At 69.6% G+C, this 14,480-nt stretch carries 12 protein-coding genes; 3 read left to right on the top strand and 9 right to left on the bottom strand.

The annotated features are described in order from the left end of the window. Positions 1–13 precede the first annotated feature (13 nt). The 4 genes from ABLI39_RS06895 to ABLI39_RS06880 are packed head-to-tail and all read right to left on the bottom strand — an operon-like array spanning position 14 to position 5,751. Positions 14–1,696, bottom strand: a complete 1,683-nt coding sequence (locus ABLI39_RS06895) for an ABC-F family ATP-binding cassette domain-containing protein (RefSeq protein WP_349412696.1) — start codon at positions 1,694–1,696, stop codon at positions 14–16. A 60-nt stretch (positions 1,697–1,756) separates the two neighbouring features. Then, the gene (locus tag ABLI39_RS06890) at positions 1,757–3,733 is read right to left on the bottom strand and encodes a penicillin-binding transpeptidase domain-containing protein (RefSeq protein ID WP_349412695.1); all 1,977 of its coding nucleotides are present in this window, start codon (positions 3,731–3,733) and stop codon (positions 1,757–1,759) included. 51 nt (positions 3,734–3,784) lie between these two features. Continuing rightward, complete coding sequence (locus ABLI39_RS06885) at positions 3,785–4,441, bottom strand: response regulator (protein WP_349412694.1); 657 nt, start codon at positions 4,439–4,441, stop codon at positions 3,785–3,787. Next, positions 4,438–5,751 (bottom strand): sensor histidine kinase, encoded by a 1,314-nt coding sequence (locus tag ABLI39_RS06880; protein ID WP_349412693.1) that lies wholly within the window; start codon positions 5,749–5,751, stop codon positions 4,438–4,440. Before ABLI39_RS06880 ends, ABLI39_RS06885 begins: the two co-directional genes overlap by 4 nt. Before the next feature lie 196 nt (positions 5,752–5,947). On the opposite strand from ABLI39_RS06880, the gene ABLI39_RS06875 reads away from it, so the two are divergent. Next, entirely contained in the window at positions 5,948–7,042 is a 1,095-nt protein-coding gene (locus tag ABLI39_RS06875; RefSeq protein ID WP_349412692.1) for an FtsX-like permease family protein, read from the top strand. 63 nt (positions 7,043–7,105) lie between these two features. Beyond that, on the top strand, positions 7,106–7,801 hold the full coding sequence (locus ABLI39_RS06870; RefSeq protein ID WP_349412690.1) for an ABC transporter ATP-binding protein: 696 nt from the start codon (positions 7,106–7,108) through the stop codon (positions 7,799–7,801). Here the strand turns inward: ABLI39_RS06870 and ABLI39_RS06865 are convergent. From ABLI39_RS06865 to ABLI39_RS06845, 5 genes are all read right to left on the bottom strand, one after another. Next, entirely contained in the window at positions 7,798–9,237 is a 1,440-nt protein-coding gene (locus tag ABLI39_RS06865; protein WP_349412858.1) for a phytoene desaturase family protein, read from the bottom strand. The genes ABLI39_RS06870 and ABLI39_RS06865 overlap by 4 nt on opposite strands. A gap of 5 nt (positions 9,238–9,242) precedes the next feature. Next, entirely contained in the window at positions 9,243–10,712 is a 1,470-nt protein-coding gene (locus ABLI39_RS06860; protein WP_349412689.1) for a glycosyltransferase family 87 protein, read from the bottom strand. 151 nt (positions 10,713–10,863) lie between these two features. After that, on the bottom strand, positions 10,864–11,004 hold the full coding sequence (locus ABLI39_RS06855) for a hypothetical protein (protein WP_349412688.1): 141 nt from the start codon (positions 11,002–11,004) through the stop codon (positions 10,864–10,866). Between the two features lie 666 nt (positions 11,005–11,670). Next, complete coding sequence (locus ABLI39_RS06850) at positions 11,671–12,255, bottom strand: histidine phosphatase family protein (protein ID WP_502935199.1); 585 nt, start codon at positions 12,253–12,255, stop codon at positions 11,671–11,673. After that, complete coding sequence (locus ABLI39_RS06845; RefSeq protein WP_349412686.1) at positions 12,256–13,728, bottom strand: CCA tRNA nucleotidyltransferase; 1,473 nt, start codon at positions 13,726–13,728, stop codon at positions 12,256–12,258. 218 nt (positions 13,729–13,946) lie between these two features. Here ABLI39_RS06845 and ABLI39_RS06840 point away from each other — a divergent pair, with 218 nt between their 5' ends. After that, complete coding sequence (locus tag ABLI39_RS06840; RefSeq protein WP_349412685.1) at positions 13,947–14,447, top strand: NUDIX hydrolase; 501 nt, start codon at positions 13,947–13,949, stop codon at positions 14,445–14,447. Positions 14,448–14,480 lie beyond the last annotated feature (33 nt).

Raw genomic sequence — 14,480 nt, 5'->3', positions numbered from 1 at the left:
GATGTGGTGCTGCTCAACGGACACGCTCGACGCGCTTTTCGTCCCAGACCGGCTCGGCCGATTCGTAGACCTTGCCGTCCGAACCGAAGACCAGGAAGCGGTCGAAGGTGCGGGCGAACCAGCGGTCGTGGGTGACGGCCAGGACGGTTCCCTCGAAGTGGTCGATGGCCCGTTCCAGCGCCTCGGCCGAGTGCAGGTCCAGGTTGTCCGTGGGCTCGTCGAGCAGCAGCAGGGTGGCGCCGGAAAGCTGCAGCAGCAGGATCTGGAACCGGGCCTGCTGGCCGCCGGAGAGGGATTCGTACTTCTGCTCCGACTGGGAGGCCAGGCCGTAGCCGTCCAGGGCCCCGGCGGCGGCCTCGCGGCCGAGCCCGGAGCGGTGTTCGTCGCCGCGGTGCAGGATCTCCAGCAGGGTCTTGCCCAGCAGGTCGGGCCGGACGTGCGTCTGGGCGAAGAAGCCGGGCCGGATCCGGGCGCCGAGTTTCACGGCGCCCTCGTGCGGGACCTCGGCAATCTCGACGTCGGACACCGGCAGGTGCTCCCGCTCCGGGTCGGTGCCGCCGGTGGCGAGCAGCCGCAGGAAGTGGCTCTTGCCGGAACCGTTGGAGCCGAGCACGCCCACCCGGTCGCCGAACCAGACTTCCGTGGAGAACGGCTTCATCAGCCCGGTGAGCTCCAGCTTCTCCGCCACAATGGCGCGCTTGGCGGTGCGGCCGCCCTTGAGCCGCATGGTGACGTTCTGTTCGATCGGCAGCGCCTCGGGCGGGCCGGCTTCGAGGAATTTCGCCAGCCGGGTCTGCGCGGCGTGGTAGCGGTTGGCCATGTCGGAGCGGAACGCGGCCTTGTTTTTGTACATGTTGACGAGTTCCTTGAGCTTCACGTGCTCCTCGTCCCAGCGCTTGCGGAGCTCCTCGAAGCGGGCGTTGCGGTCCGCGCGGGCGTCCACGTAGGAACCGAAGCCGCCGCCGTGGATCCACGCGCCGGCGCCGTTGATGCCCGGTTCCAGCGTCACGATGCGGCCCGCGACGTTGTTCAGTAGCTCGCGGTCGTGGCTGATGAAGAACACGGTCTTCTTCGACTCGTTGAGTTTCGCCTCGAGCCAGCGCTTGCCGGGGACGTCGAGATAGTTGTCCGGCTCGTCGAGGAGCAGCAGTTCGTCGGGGCCGGCGAACAGCGCCTCGAGGACCAGACGCTTCTGCTCGCCGCCGGAGAGGCTCGACGCCGGCCGGTGCTGGGCGCGGTCGAAGGGCAGGCCGAGCGCCGCCATGCAGACTTCGTCCCAGACGGTTTCGACGTCGTACCCGCCGGCGTCGCCCCAGTCGACGATGGCCTGGGCGTAGGCCATCTGGGTGGGCTCGTCGTCGTGCTCCACCATGGCCAGTTCCGCCTCGTCGACGGCGCGCGCGGCGGACGCCAGCGCGGGCGGCGCGGCGGAAACCAGCAGGTCGCGGACGGTCGATTCGTCCCGGACCTGGCCGACGAACTGGCGCATGATGCCCATGTTCCCGGAGCGGCCGATCACGCCTTCGTCCGGGACCAGGTCCCCGGCGATGATCCGGAACAGGGTGGTTTTGCCCGTCCCGTTGGGCCCGATCAGCGCCGTTTTGGTGCCGTCCGGGACCTTGAACGTCACCCCGTTGAGCAACTGGGTGCCGTCGGAGAGGAAGTAGTCGATGCCGGAAACGTCAATATGAGCCACACAGCAATCCTCCCACGGCGGGTGCGGGAGAACCTCAGCTCCGGGCCGCAAACGCGTGCGTCAGCCGGCGGCGGTGAGGAACTCCTTGAGCAGGGGCCCGGACGTGGTGGCGCCGAGGCCGCCGTCCTCGACGAACACCGCCACCGCCAGGTCCCCGTGCACGGCCACGATCCAGGCATGGGTCTTGGGCGGGTTGTCCTTGCCGAATTCCGCGGTCCCGGTCTTGGCGCCCACGGGCGCGCCGGGCACCGAAGCCAGGAAGCCCGCGTGGCCCGAGGTCACCACGGCGCGCATCATGTCCGCCAGGGAGGCGGCTTCGGCGGCCGTCACCGGGGTGCCGGCGGACTTTGCCGGGGCGGGGGCCGACGTCGAGGGCTCGGCGGTGGCGCCGGCCGAAGGCGCGGGGCTTCCCGCGGCGGCCGCGTTCGGGTTCAGGACCAGCACCGGGGCCACGGGGGCCCCCTTGGCCACGGAGCCTGCCATGATGGCCGCTGTGAGCGGGGACATCAGCACCTTGCCCTGGCCGATCATCGAGGCAGCGTGTTCGGTGCCGTCGGCTTGACCGGGGACGGAGCCCAGGAAGGCCGCGGCGCCCAGCGAGGGTGCCTCCACGGCGACGCCCAGGGACGTGGCCGCGGATTCCAGCTGGGCCTGGCTGATTTGTTCGCGTGCGTTGATGAAGGCGGTGTTGCAGGAGTGCGCGAAGGCGTCCCGCAGGGCAACTGAGCCCAGCGAGGAGGCCGGGTACCCTTCGGCGTTCTTGAACGTCCGGCCGTCCACCGTGAGGGTGGCGGGGCAGTCCACCTTGCTGTCCTGGGTCATGCCGGTGCGGAACATGGCCAGTGAATCGACAATCTTGAAGATGGATCCGGGGGCATACTGGCCGAGCATGGCCGTGTCGTAGCCGTTGCTGCCCGGACCCGACGCGGCGGCCAGCACCGCGCCGCTGGAGGGCCTGAGCGCCACGATGGCCGACGCCGGTCCCACCTTGGCCAGGATGTCCTCGGCCAGCTGCTGCAGTTTGGGGTCCAGGGTGGTCTTCAGCGGGGTTCCGGGTTTCATCGGTTCCTGGAAGAAGATTCGGCGGCCGCCGTTGAGCTGGGCCTGGCGTTGTTCCGCGGTGAGTCCAGCGGTCTGCGCAAAGACCTGAACGCCGTCGGTGCCGCGCAACTGGGCATCATATTGCTGCTGCAGGCCGCCGGTGCCCGTGCTGTCCCCGGCCTTGAGCGCACCGCCGGATTTCTCGATCTGTTCGGCGTTGGCCTCGCCCACGCTGCCCAGCAGCGCGCGGGCAAAGGTGCGGGAGGGAGCGAGGGGGAGTGAATCGGCGATGGCGCGGGCGCCAGGCACCGCGGCGATCTGCTCGTCGGTGATAGTCCGGCCGTCCTGGCGGAGGGTGATCGCGGTGACAAACGCCTCGGCGCCGGCGGCCTGGACCTGCTGGGTGTAGGCGGCGGGATCGGCGCCCACCAGCTGGGCGAGTTTGGCCGCGGAGGCGGCGGGATCGGCCGAACCCAGCCGGGGCTTGTCGATGCCGACGTGGACCACGGGGCGGTAGGTGACCAGCTTGGCGTCGGCCGCACCCAGGATTTCGGCACGTTGCGGCGCCTCGGTCGAGGTGCCAAGGATTTCAGTGTCGGCCAGTCCGGGCACCAGCAGCCCGGGGCTCCACGCGGTGAGCCATTTGTCGCCCGATTTCTTCAGCTGGGCGGTGACCGTGTACTTCCATTCGGCGGCGCCGATCTTCCAGCTGTACTCCAGGGGCACGGTCGCGGTGCCGGAGTCCAGCTTGAGGTCGCCGCTCTGGACCGCCGGCTTGACCGGGTCCAGCCCCTTGAAGATCTCGTGGAGCCTCTCGTTCGCCGCCCCGGAGTCCTTGCCTTCGAAGGGGACGGCGCCGACGTCGAGCGCGGCCACCGCGGACGCGAGCGCTTTCGCGGCGTCCTGCGCGCCGGTCCGGCCGTCGTCGCAGGCCACCAGCGAGGCGCCAAGAAGGAGGCCTACCAGGCCCAGTGCAAGCTTCTGAATTTTCCCCATTCGCGTCATTATGCCCTGTGCCCGGGACATTCCGGGTGTCATGAAGTCCGCCTAGCCCCGCCGGATGATCCGCCGCTGTGTCGCCACGGCGATGGCGGCCGTGCGGTTGTCCACACCGAGCTTCCTGTAGATGTGCACCAGGTGTGTCTTTACCGTCGCCTCGGAAATGAACAACTGCCGGGCGATGGCACGGTTCCCCAGGCCGGTGGCAAGCAGCTCCAGCAGCTGGATCTCCCGGGAAGACAAGGCCGGCTCGGGGTTCCGGATCCGGCCCAGCAGCCGTGCGGCGACTTCCGGGGCCAGGGCGGTCTGGCCGGCGGCGGCGGCCAGCACCGCCTGGCGGATCTGCTCCGGCGGCGCATCCTTGAGCATGTAGCCGCTGGCGCCGGCCTCCACCGCGGCAAGGATGTCCGCGTCGGAGTCGAACGTTGTGAGAATCAGCACGGGCGGCGCCGGCGTCCCGGCCTCGCCGGCCTTGATCCTGCCGGTCGCCGTGACCCCGTCCATGCCGGCGCCCATCTGCAGGTCCATAAGCACAACGTCCACCGGCTCGCCCAGGGTGTTGAGCCGCGACAGCGCGGCCAGGGCGGCGGCGCCGTCGGCGGCCTCCGCGGCGACGGCGATGCCCTCGAACCCGGTGAGCATGGCCCGCAGGCCGGCCCGGACCACGGGGTGGTCGTCGACGAGCAGGACGCGGATTTCTTTCACTGTTCCCCCTTCGCGGGGGCGCCGGCCGGAGCCGCCGGTGATGGTTCCCCCTCGAGGGGCAGCCGGATGGCCACCACGGTGCCCTCACCCGGGGCGGACTCAACATCCAGGGTTCCGGCCAGCGCCGCCACCCGGTCCCGCAGCGACGCCAGCCCGTAGCCGGATCCGTCGGTCCTCTCCGGCACCGCGGAGGGATCAAAGCCGGCGCCGTCGTCAAAGATGTCCATGGCTACCTCCGAGCCGAGGTAGGACAGGGTCACGACGGCGGTGCCGGCGTTCGCATGGGTCCACACGTTGGCGAGACTGGACTGGGCTGCCCGCAGCAGGGTGGTCCGGTAGGGGTTGGGGAGCTCCGCCGGGGTTCCCTCGACCTCGAGGCGGCAGCGCAGTGCCGCGCCGCGGGCGCCCGCCTCCGTTTCGGTCTGGGTGCACAGCCGGCGCAGGCTGTCCACCAGCGAGCTTTGTTCCAGGTCGGGCGACTGCAGGCCGCGGACAAAGTTGCGGGCCTCGGCCAGGTTGGCGGCGGCGGTGTCCTGGACGGTCCTAAGCCGGTCGCGGGCCATCGCGGTGTCGCCGGCTTCCAGCGCCTGCTCGGCGGACCGTCCCATCAGCACAATGCTGGAAAAGCCCTGGGCCAGGGTGTCGTGGATTTCGCGGGCCAGCCGGGTCCGCTCGGCCAGGGTTCCGGCGTCGTGCTGGCTGCGGGCCAGTTCGGCGCGGGTGCGGCGGAGTTCCTCGGCGGCCAGCCGTTGATTCTCGGCTTCGAAGTACAGCGCGCGGTAGGCCAGGCCTGTGACCACGGCGAAGGCCGCGCCAAAGAGTGGCCCGAGCACAATGGGCAGCTGCAGCGGGCTCCCGGCCGGGCCGCCGTTGTGGAACCACAGGGCGGCGACCACCAGCACGGTGCTGGCCGCTACGGCGGCCAGCGCCGGACCCCGGCGAAGCACGTGCAGCTGCAGGAAGAAGAGCGGGAAGGCCAGCCAGACGAAGTCGGGGCTGCCCCAGATGAGCAGCAGCCAGAGCAGGCACACCGCTCCCAGCCACCAGGCGGACAGCGGCCCGGGGTTGAAGCGGACCGGCCGGGCGGAGTGGCGCTTCTCCAGGACCGTGCCGGCGAGGTAGACGCCGGCAAGGCACAGGGCCAGGCCGACGTGCAGCCACGCCGGGCCGTTGATCCCGCCGGACAGCAGCCGGACTAGCGCGACGAGCAGCAGCACAGCAAACCCCACGTGCAGGCTGACCCGCAGGATCCGCAGGATCACGGCGGCGCCGGTGGCGTCCCGCTCCGCTTCGCCGCTCTTGACCTCCATGATTTCAGCCTAGCGCCGGGTTGGGCTGCAAGCCGGACAACAGCGGGGGAATCCGGCGCAGCCTGGCCACAATAAACCTTTTGGTTGACCGGCGGATCAACCGGACGGCCGCCGCGGACCATCCGGACCCCCGATGGCGGGCAGGCCGTGCCGCGCCAGAGTAGAAGGACGCCAGTAACCACCACAAAGGACACCCATGTTTCTCGCCATCCGTGACATCCGCTTCGCCAAGGGCCGCTTCGCCCTGATGGGCGGCGTTGTTGCCCTCATTACCCTTTTGCTCGTGATGCTCTCCGGGCTCACCGCCGGGCTCGGCAACCAGTCCACGTCCGCCATCGCGGACCTGCCGGCCGATCAGCTTGTTTTCGGCGCACCGGCCGGCAACAGCCCCAAGGCCTCCTTCACGGAATCCGAGGTCACCGGCGCCCAGTTGGCCGCCTGGTCCGCCCGCGACGGCGTCAGCCGGGCCGAAGCCCTCGGCATCAGCCAAAGCCGGCTGCAGAGCCTCGGCGCCGGCGGGGACCCGGCCGGCACCGCCAACGTGGCCGTTTTCGGCGTCGACGCCGGCGGCGGCCTCGCCCCCGCCCCGGTCGGCGACGGCACCGTGGTGATCGGGACCGGACTCGCCCAGGAGCTCAATCTCGCCGTCGGCAGCCGGGTGTCGGTGGGCGGCACCGAACTGGCGGTCTCCGCCGTGGTCGAGGACCGGTGGTATTCGCACACCGGCGTCGTCTGGACCACCCTGGGGGACTGGCGGAAGCTGGCCCACCTGGCCGGTGGGGAGGCCATCGCCACCGTGATCGCGGCCAGTTTCGACGCCGGCGGCGCGGATGTCGCCGCGGCCAACGAGGCGGCGGGGACGGTCAGCGCCAGCCGGGAGGGATCCTTTCAGGCGCTTGGCTCCTACCGGAGCGAGAACGGCTCGCTGATGCTCATGCAGGCCTTCCTCTACGGCATCTCCGCGCTGGTGATCGTGGCGTTCCTGACCGTGTGGACCGTGCAGCGCACCCGGGACATCGCCGTCCTAAAAGCCCTCGGCGGCTCCTCCGCTTACGTGCTCAAGGACGCCATGGTGCAGGCGGCGGTCGTCCTCGTCGCCGGGGCCGCCACCGGCGGGGCAGCCGGCCAGGTCGGCGGCCTGTTGGCCGCCCAGGCGGCGCCGTTCCTCACCACCGTGCAGACCACGGTGCTGCCCGTCGCCGGAATTGTGGTCCTGGGCCTCGCCGGGGCTGCGCTGGCGGTCCGCGGCATCACCCGGATCGACCCGCTGCTGGCGCTCGGCGGCAACTGACCAACCTCCCGCCCTGCCGGCGCCCGCCGTCGGCAGGAAAAACATTCTTCGAAAGGCATATTTATGGAAACCGCCCTGCACCTCAGTCAGGTCACCCTCGAATACCCCGACGGCGAGGGGATCCTGCGCGCCCTCGACGGCGTCAGCCTGGACCTCCGCCGGGGTGAATTCGTCTCACTCGTTGGCCCGTCAGGCTCTGGAAAGTCCTCGCTGCTGGCCGTGGCCGCCACCCTGGTGCGGCCCACAGCCGGATCCGTTGCGGTGGCCGGCCAGGACGCCGGTTCACTCACGGAGGCCGGAAGGACCGCCCTGCGCCGGGACAGCATCGGGATCATCTTCCAGCAGCCGAACCTGCTGCCGTCCCTCACCGCGGTGGAACAGCTCCTGGTCGCCGCCCACCTGCGGGCCGAACCGCTCGGTGATGCGCGGCGTAAGGCCGCGGGCCTGCTCGGACGCGTCGGCCTGGCGTCGGTCCTCGACAAGCGGCCGCACCAACTCTCCGGCGGGCAGCGGCAGCGGGTGAACATCGCGCGGGCGCTGATGGCCAGCCCGGCGGTGCTGCTGGTGGACGAGCCGACGGCGGCGCTGGACCGCGGCCGGAGCGAGGAGATTGTCCGGCTCCTGCGCGAGGTCACGGACGAGTTCGGCGTGGCAACCCTGATGGTCACCCACGACACCGGGCTGGTGTCCTTCACGGACGCGGTGGCGACCATGCGCGACGGCCGCCTGACGGCCGGGGTCCACGCGGACGCCCGCTAGAGGGCCAGGTCCGGCAGGCCCAGTCCGAAGATGTCTTTCAGGGCATGTTTGGCCGCGTGGAAGCCGGACATGCCGGTCACGCCGGGCCCGGGCGGTGTGGACGAGGAGCAGAGGTACACCCCGGGAAGGGGGGTCCGCCACGGGACGGGATCCAGCACGGGCCGCCGGAGCAGGCCGCGCAAGTCCATCACCCCGGCACTGAAGTCGCCGCCGACGTAGTTCTCGTTGTAGTGCGCCAGCTCCGCGGCCGTTGTCACGCGGCGGCCGACCACCAGGTCGCGGAATCCCGGAGCGAAGCGTTCCAGCTGTGCCGTGACCGCGTCACCCATGTCCACCGTGGACCCGGCGGGAACGTGGCAGTAGGTCCAGAGAACCTGGCGGCCGCCGGGGGCACGGCCCGGATCGAAGCGGGAGGGCTGGGAGGCCAGGACATAGGGCCGTCCGGGATGCCGGCCGGCGGCCACCAGGCGTTCGGCAGCCGCCGTCTCGGCCCGGGTGCCGCCGACGTGGACGGTGCCGGCGTCGGCCAGTTCGGAGGCGGCCCACGGCACCGGGCCGGAGAGGATGAAGTCGACCTTGCAGGCTGCGTTGCCGAAGCGGAACTGACCCAGCGCACGACGGTAGCCGGGCGGCAGCCTGTCGCCGGCAATCCGGAGCAGCCCCGGCGGCGCGACGTCCAGCAGCGTGGCCTTGACCGGGGGCAATTGCGCCAGCGAGCCGATCCTCACCCCGGTCTCCACCACGCCGCCGTGGGCCTCGATGTCGGCCACCATCGCCCCGGCGATCGCGGCCGAGCCTCCCACCGGGATGGGCCAGCCGCCGGCATGGCCCAGCGCGCCGAGCAGCAGGCCCGCTGCCGCCGCAGGCAGCGTCGGCAGGGGCGCCACGGCGTGGGCGGCGACCCCGCTGAGCAGCGCCGGCGCCAGTTCGCCGCGGAATCTGAGTCCCCACAGGGCCGAGCCCTGCTCCAAGGTCCGCAGCCCGAAGACGGCGGCCGCGCGCGGATCCTTGGGAACCTGGAGCAGCTGGTCGAGGCTCAGGTCGGTGATCCCGTCCAGCCGGTCCAACAGCGGCCCCATCAGCCGGCGGTAGGGGCCGCCGTCGCGCCCCAGGCTCGCGACGGTTCGCTCCAGCGAGCGGTAGCCGAGGGCGGCCCGGCCGCCGTCGAGAGGCGCGCCGTGGGAGAGTTCGGGCACCTCCAGCCGGATCCGACGCGACAGCTCGAACGCGCGGAAGAACGGCGAGGCTAGGGCCATCGGATGCACCGCCGAACACACGTCGTGGAAGTGTCCGGGTTCGATCAGCTCGGTGGTGCGGAGCCCGCCGCCCGCGGACCCGGCCGCCTCGTAGACGTGCACCGCCAGCCCGGCCCGCGCCATCGTCACCGCGGCCGCCAGCCCGTTGGGCCCGGAACCAACGACGGCGACGTCGGGCACCCGGATCAGGCCCCGGTGCGGGCGCGCCGCCACGGCAGCACGGACGCTGACGGGCGAGCCAGATCGAGCCGGAACCAGTCCGCGGCGCGGTCGAAGGGGCCGCCGTGCGGATCATCCACCCCGTGCCGGCGGATGACGTCGTAACCCGGGTCGCAGATGTCCCAAACCACCCGCGCCATCAAGTAACCGGTGGCCAGCATATGGGCGAGGACGGCGAGGACGTAGTAAGGCATATCGATGTTGTGCTGGGTGGGACCCCCGCTGGTCACCTGGCCGAGGTACATCCAGACGGCGGCCCAGTGCAGGCCCTCAACGGCCTGCCAGATCAGGAAGTCGCGCCAGCGCGGCCGCGCCAGGGCCAGCAGCGGGATCAGCCAGATCACGAACTGCGGCGAATACACCTTGTTGGTGAGGATAAAGGCGGCCACGATCAGGAACACCAGCTGGGCGAGCCGCGGCCTGCGCGGTGCCGCGAGGGCCAGGACCGCGATCAGTACACAGGCCGCCAGGAAGAGGTTGAGGGCCAGGGCGTTGATGGCCTCGGCCTCCAGCGGTTTCCAGCCGAGGCGGCCGGCGACGAGGTTGTAGGCGAACCAGGGGGAGCTGTAGCCGGCCGGGCGCGACTCGGTGAACTGGTAGAAGTACTTCCAGCCCGCCGGGTCACTGGTGGCGGCCGGGATGTTCACGGCAAGCCAGGTGGCGGCCGCGGCCCCGGCGGTGACGAGGAACGCGCGGATCCTGCCGGTGCGGATGGCCAGCAGCACCACCGCGCCCAGGATCAGCAGCGGGTAGAGCTTGGTCGCGGTACCGAGGCCGATAAACAGGCCCGCCAGGAGCAGTTTGTCCTTGGCGAAGAAGTACATGCCCAGTGCCAGCAGCGCGACGGCCCACATGTCCCAGTTGATGAATCCCGCGAGGATAATTCCGGGCGCGAGGGCCACCATGGCTGCGTCCCAGGACCGGCGGCGGGCGGTGCGGGCGGTGGCCAGCACGGTGATGATCCAGACGGCGGCGATCAGCGTGGCGTTGACATCGAAGTAGCCCAGGACTCGGGAATCGGTGACGCCCGCACCGGGGACCAGCAGTGCTGTGGCGCCAGCGATGAACCCCATCAGCACGGGATACTCGAAGAAGCTGCCGGCGGTGACGAACGGGAAGGCTCCGTCGCCGAGCCCGCGGTTGCGGAACAGCTCGGGGAAGTCCGAATAGCAGGTGGCGTAGAACTGGCCGGGGGATTCCCAGCCGTTGCCGCGGCAGTAGCCCTTGAGCAGGATCCCCAGCAGGGCGGCGAGGACGGTGAGCAACACCAGGACCCGTTCCACGGTGAAGAATCCGGGGGAGACGATGCCGGGAGCTGTGCGCCGGCCAAGCGGGCCGCCGATGAGTTCGGTGAAGTTCCGCAGCAGCAGGTCACTGCGGCTGGGGACGACCAGTCGGGTCCGCTTGCGGTTCTCCGGCGGCTTTGTCTCCTGCATGCCTCGAGCTTACCGGGGCGGCGGGGCGGTTAAACGGGGGAGCCCACGCGTCGCCGCGTGGGCTCCTTGCGGATCGGTAGCCATGGCTGTCACCAGTTCCTCCTTCGCCGGGCAGGTTCCCCTGCCAGGGACGGGCTGAATCGCCGGCGCATCAGCGGAGCATTCCCAGCCGGTACATGGCGAGGAAAACATCTTCGCGCCGCTGTTCCAGCAGCTGGGCGTTGAACTGGGTGTTCTCGCGGCGTGCCTGGCTCGGGTTGAAGACGAAGACGTCGTGCAGTTTTCGGAGCATGGGTGTCACCTCCCCTCGGGGGTTTCGGTGGAGACGGGTCCGCCGGGTGGCGGGTCGGGTGGCGGAAGTTGATGCAATAGTCACGGTGGACCTTTCATTTTGGGTAAATGGAAAAGAATTTAGGCACGCCAATTAGAGCCCCAGAAATTGATGGAAAAGACTCTGAATTAGGCGCGGAAATGCCCGGCGCTAATTAGGTGGATTCACAGCTGTGAAGAACAACCGTGAATGAATGGCCCCCGCGCGCAGTGCGCCGCAGCCCCAACAAGAAGCTGCGTTCCGAACTATGGGGTGACTGCGCAACCGCGTGGGTCCGCTGGGTCCGACGTTCCGCCCAAGCCTCCCCGGGGGAGAGGCCCGGCAAGCTACCGGCTCCGGCTCATGGCCGGGGCGGGGTATTTAGCAGGCGGAAAGTCCGACTTTCGGGCGCGCGGCAGCGACAGAGGCCGGGGTGGCGGTGAAGGTGTACATCCATCCGCGAGTCAAAGTAGTAATCATTTTCCCAACCTCCTTTTCTTTTCTGCCGTGGCTCCGGCGTACTGGCCGGGCGACGCGCGCCATGACCCTGGCAAGTCGCACTGGGGTCAGAAATAAAAATACACCATGAATGCAGCCATTGACCACAGAATTCATAAAGATTCTAGGAAAAACTTTTTGCGGCGGACTTTATAGTCCCCAGCGGACGATGGCGGGGGTCTTCTTGTCCCAGCCCAGGGTGCACACTTTCGCGGTGCCGAGCACAAAGTGCCGGCCCTCGTGGGGGTCGAGGCCGAGCCACCGCGCGGTCAGGATCCGGGAGAAATGGCCGTGCGCCACAAGGAGCACGTTGTCCAGGCCGGATTCGAGCACCCGGGCCACGATTTTGTCCGCGCGGGCGGCGACGTCGTCGAGGGCTTCCCCGTTGGGCACGCCGTGCGTCCAGATCAGATAGTCGGGGTTGTCCTTGCGGATCAGGTCCGAACTGATGCCTTCGTACTCGCCGTAGTCCCATTCCACCGCGAGGGGTTCCAGCTGGGCGTCGGGGAAGCCCGCCAGCTCCGCCGTCCGGCGTGCCCGGCGCAGCGGCGAGGTCAGGACCAGGTCGAAGTCGACGGCGTCGAGCACCTTCCGCGCTTCGACGGCCTGCTGCTCCCCTTCCACGGTGAGCGGGAGGTCGGTGAGGCCGGTGTACTGACCGCTCTTGGACCATTCCGTTTCGCCGTGGCGCAGGATCCAGAGCTGGGGGCGGGGTCCGCCGGACGATGCAATCACTTAGGACTCCTCTGTAGGGGAAACGTCGACGGCGGCGGCTTCCGGCTGCGCCGCCCACCATTCGTGCAGCTTTGCCTCGGCCACTTCCGGATCGAGCGGGCCGTGCTCCATCCGTTCCTCAAGCAGGAACTTGTAGGCCCGGCCCACCACGGGACCCGGCTTGAGCCCCAGCAGTCCCATGATCCGGCCGCCGTCCAGGTCCGGCCGGACGGCTTCGAGGGATTCCTGCTCGCGGAGCGCCGCGATGCGCGCCTCGAGGTCATCGTAGGCGAAGGCGAGCCGCTCCGCCTTGCGCTGGTTGCGGGTGGTCACATCCGAACGGGTCAGGCGGTGCAGGCGCTCCAGGAGCGGTCCGGCGTCGGTGACGTAGCGGCGGACGGCGGAATCGCTCCAGCCGGCGTCGCCGTAGCCGTAGAAGCGCATGTGCAGCTCCACCAGCCTGGCCACGGCCTTGATGGTGTCGTTGTCGAAGCGCAACGCCTTCATCCGTTTGGACGTCAGTTTGGACCCGACCATGTCGTGGTGCCGGAAGCTCACCGCGCCGCCGGGCTCGAAGCGGCGCGTGGCGGGCTTCCCGACGTCGTGCATCAGCGCCGCGAACCGCAACACGAAGTCCGGGCCGGGCACGGGCCCGTCGACTTCCGATTCCAGGGCCGCGGCCTGCTCCAGGACCTGCAGCGAGTGCTGGTAAACGTCCTTGTGGCGGTGGTGTTCATCGGATTCCAGCCGCAGGGCGGAGACTTCGGGCAGCACGAACTCGGCCAGGCCTGTCTCTACCAGCAGGTCCACGCCGGTCCGAGGCCGGGGGGCGCAGATGAGCTTGACGAGCTCGTCCCGCACCCGTTCGGCGGAGATGATCTTGATCCGCTCGGCCATTTTCGTCATGGCCTGGCGCACGTCCGGGTGCACGGTCACGCCCAGCTGGGCCGCAAAGCGGGCGGCGCGCATCATCCGCAGCGGGTCATCGGAGAAGGAGTCCTCCGGGGAGCCCGGGGTGGCGAGCGTGGAGGAGTGCAGATCCCGCACGCCGCCGAAGGGGTCCACGAGTTCCATCGCCGGCAGCCGCAGGGCCATGGCGTTGATCGTGAAGTCGCGACGCAGCAGGTCGTCGGTGAGCGATGAACCGAACGCCACCACCGGCTTACGCGACTCCGGATCGTAGGCCTCGGCCCGGTAGGTGGTGATCTCGATCTGGAACCCTGCCTTGCGCATGCCGATCGTTCCGAAGGCGCGCCCGATCTCCCAGTAGTTGTCGGCCCACTTTTTGATCAGCGCCACCGTCTCATCCGGCGTCGCGTCCGTGGTGAAGTCCAGGTCCGGCGAGACCCGGCCGAGGAAGAGGTCACGCACCGGGCCGCCCACCAGGGACAGCTCATGACCGGCGTCGACAAAGCGCTGCCCAAGTTCAAGGACCACCGGGTCCACCTGGAAGTCGACGGTGTGGGAGTCAGTCTGGTGATGTGCGTGCGCCATAGTCTCTTAAGCTTGTCAGAAATCCGGGCCAGCACCACACCGGAGCCGTCCACGATCCGCCGGAGGCCGCGGCGCGACGCGGCCGGGACGCCGCGCCGGTTTTCCGCCCAGCCACGTTCCCGTAATGTTTAGGTCATCAAGTCAGGGCAAGAGTCGTTAGAGTGGACTTCATGGCCCATCCCGTACCGAGCGCTCCCGGCAGGAGGACAAACGCACCGTTGCCTTCGGCAATCGGTGCCCATGTCGCGCCCGCGCAGCACCCGGGACAGGCTTCGCTGCCGACCGTCGAGGAAGTCTCCGCCGGCGGCGTTGTGGTGGACACCTCCGACGCCGAATTGAGGGTCGCCATCATCGCCCGCCTCAACCGCGGCGGACGCCTCGAATGGTGCCTGCCCAAGGGCCACCCGGAGGGCGAGGAAAGCAACGAGGAGGCCGCGGTCCGCGAGATCGCGGAGGAAACCGGGATCGAAGGCAAGATCCTGGCGCCGCTGGGCAGCATCGACTACTGGTTTACTGTCAGCGGACACCGCGTGCACAAGACGGTCCACCACTATCTCCTGCAGTCCACCGGCGGGGAACTGACCATAGAGAACGATCCGGACCAGGAGGCCGTCGACGTCGCCTGGGTTCCGCTCCACGAACTGGCCCGCAAACTGTCCTTCCCGAATGAGCGACGCATCGCGGACCTCGCCCGGGAAGTTCTGCCCGAACACCGCTGAGGCGCCCGCCCGGCGTGCGTACAAACGCGCGCC

The sequence above is a fragment of the Pseudarthrobacter sp. B907 genome, from assembly GCF_040137805.1.
In the GTDB taxonomy this organism is placed as follows: domain Bacteria; phylum Actinomycetota; class Actinomycetes; order Actinomycetales; family Micrococcaceae; genus Arthrobacter.
The sequence above is the reverse complement of the archived record's forward strand: the minus strand, read 5'-3'. Positions and strand labels throughout refer to the sequence as shown.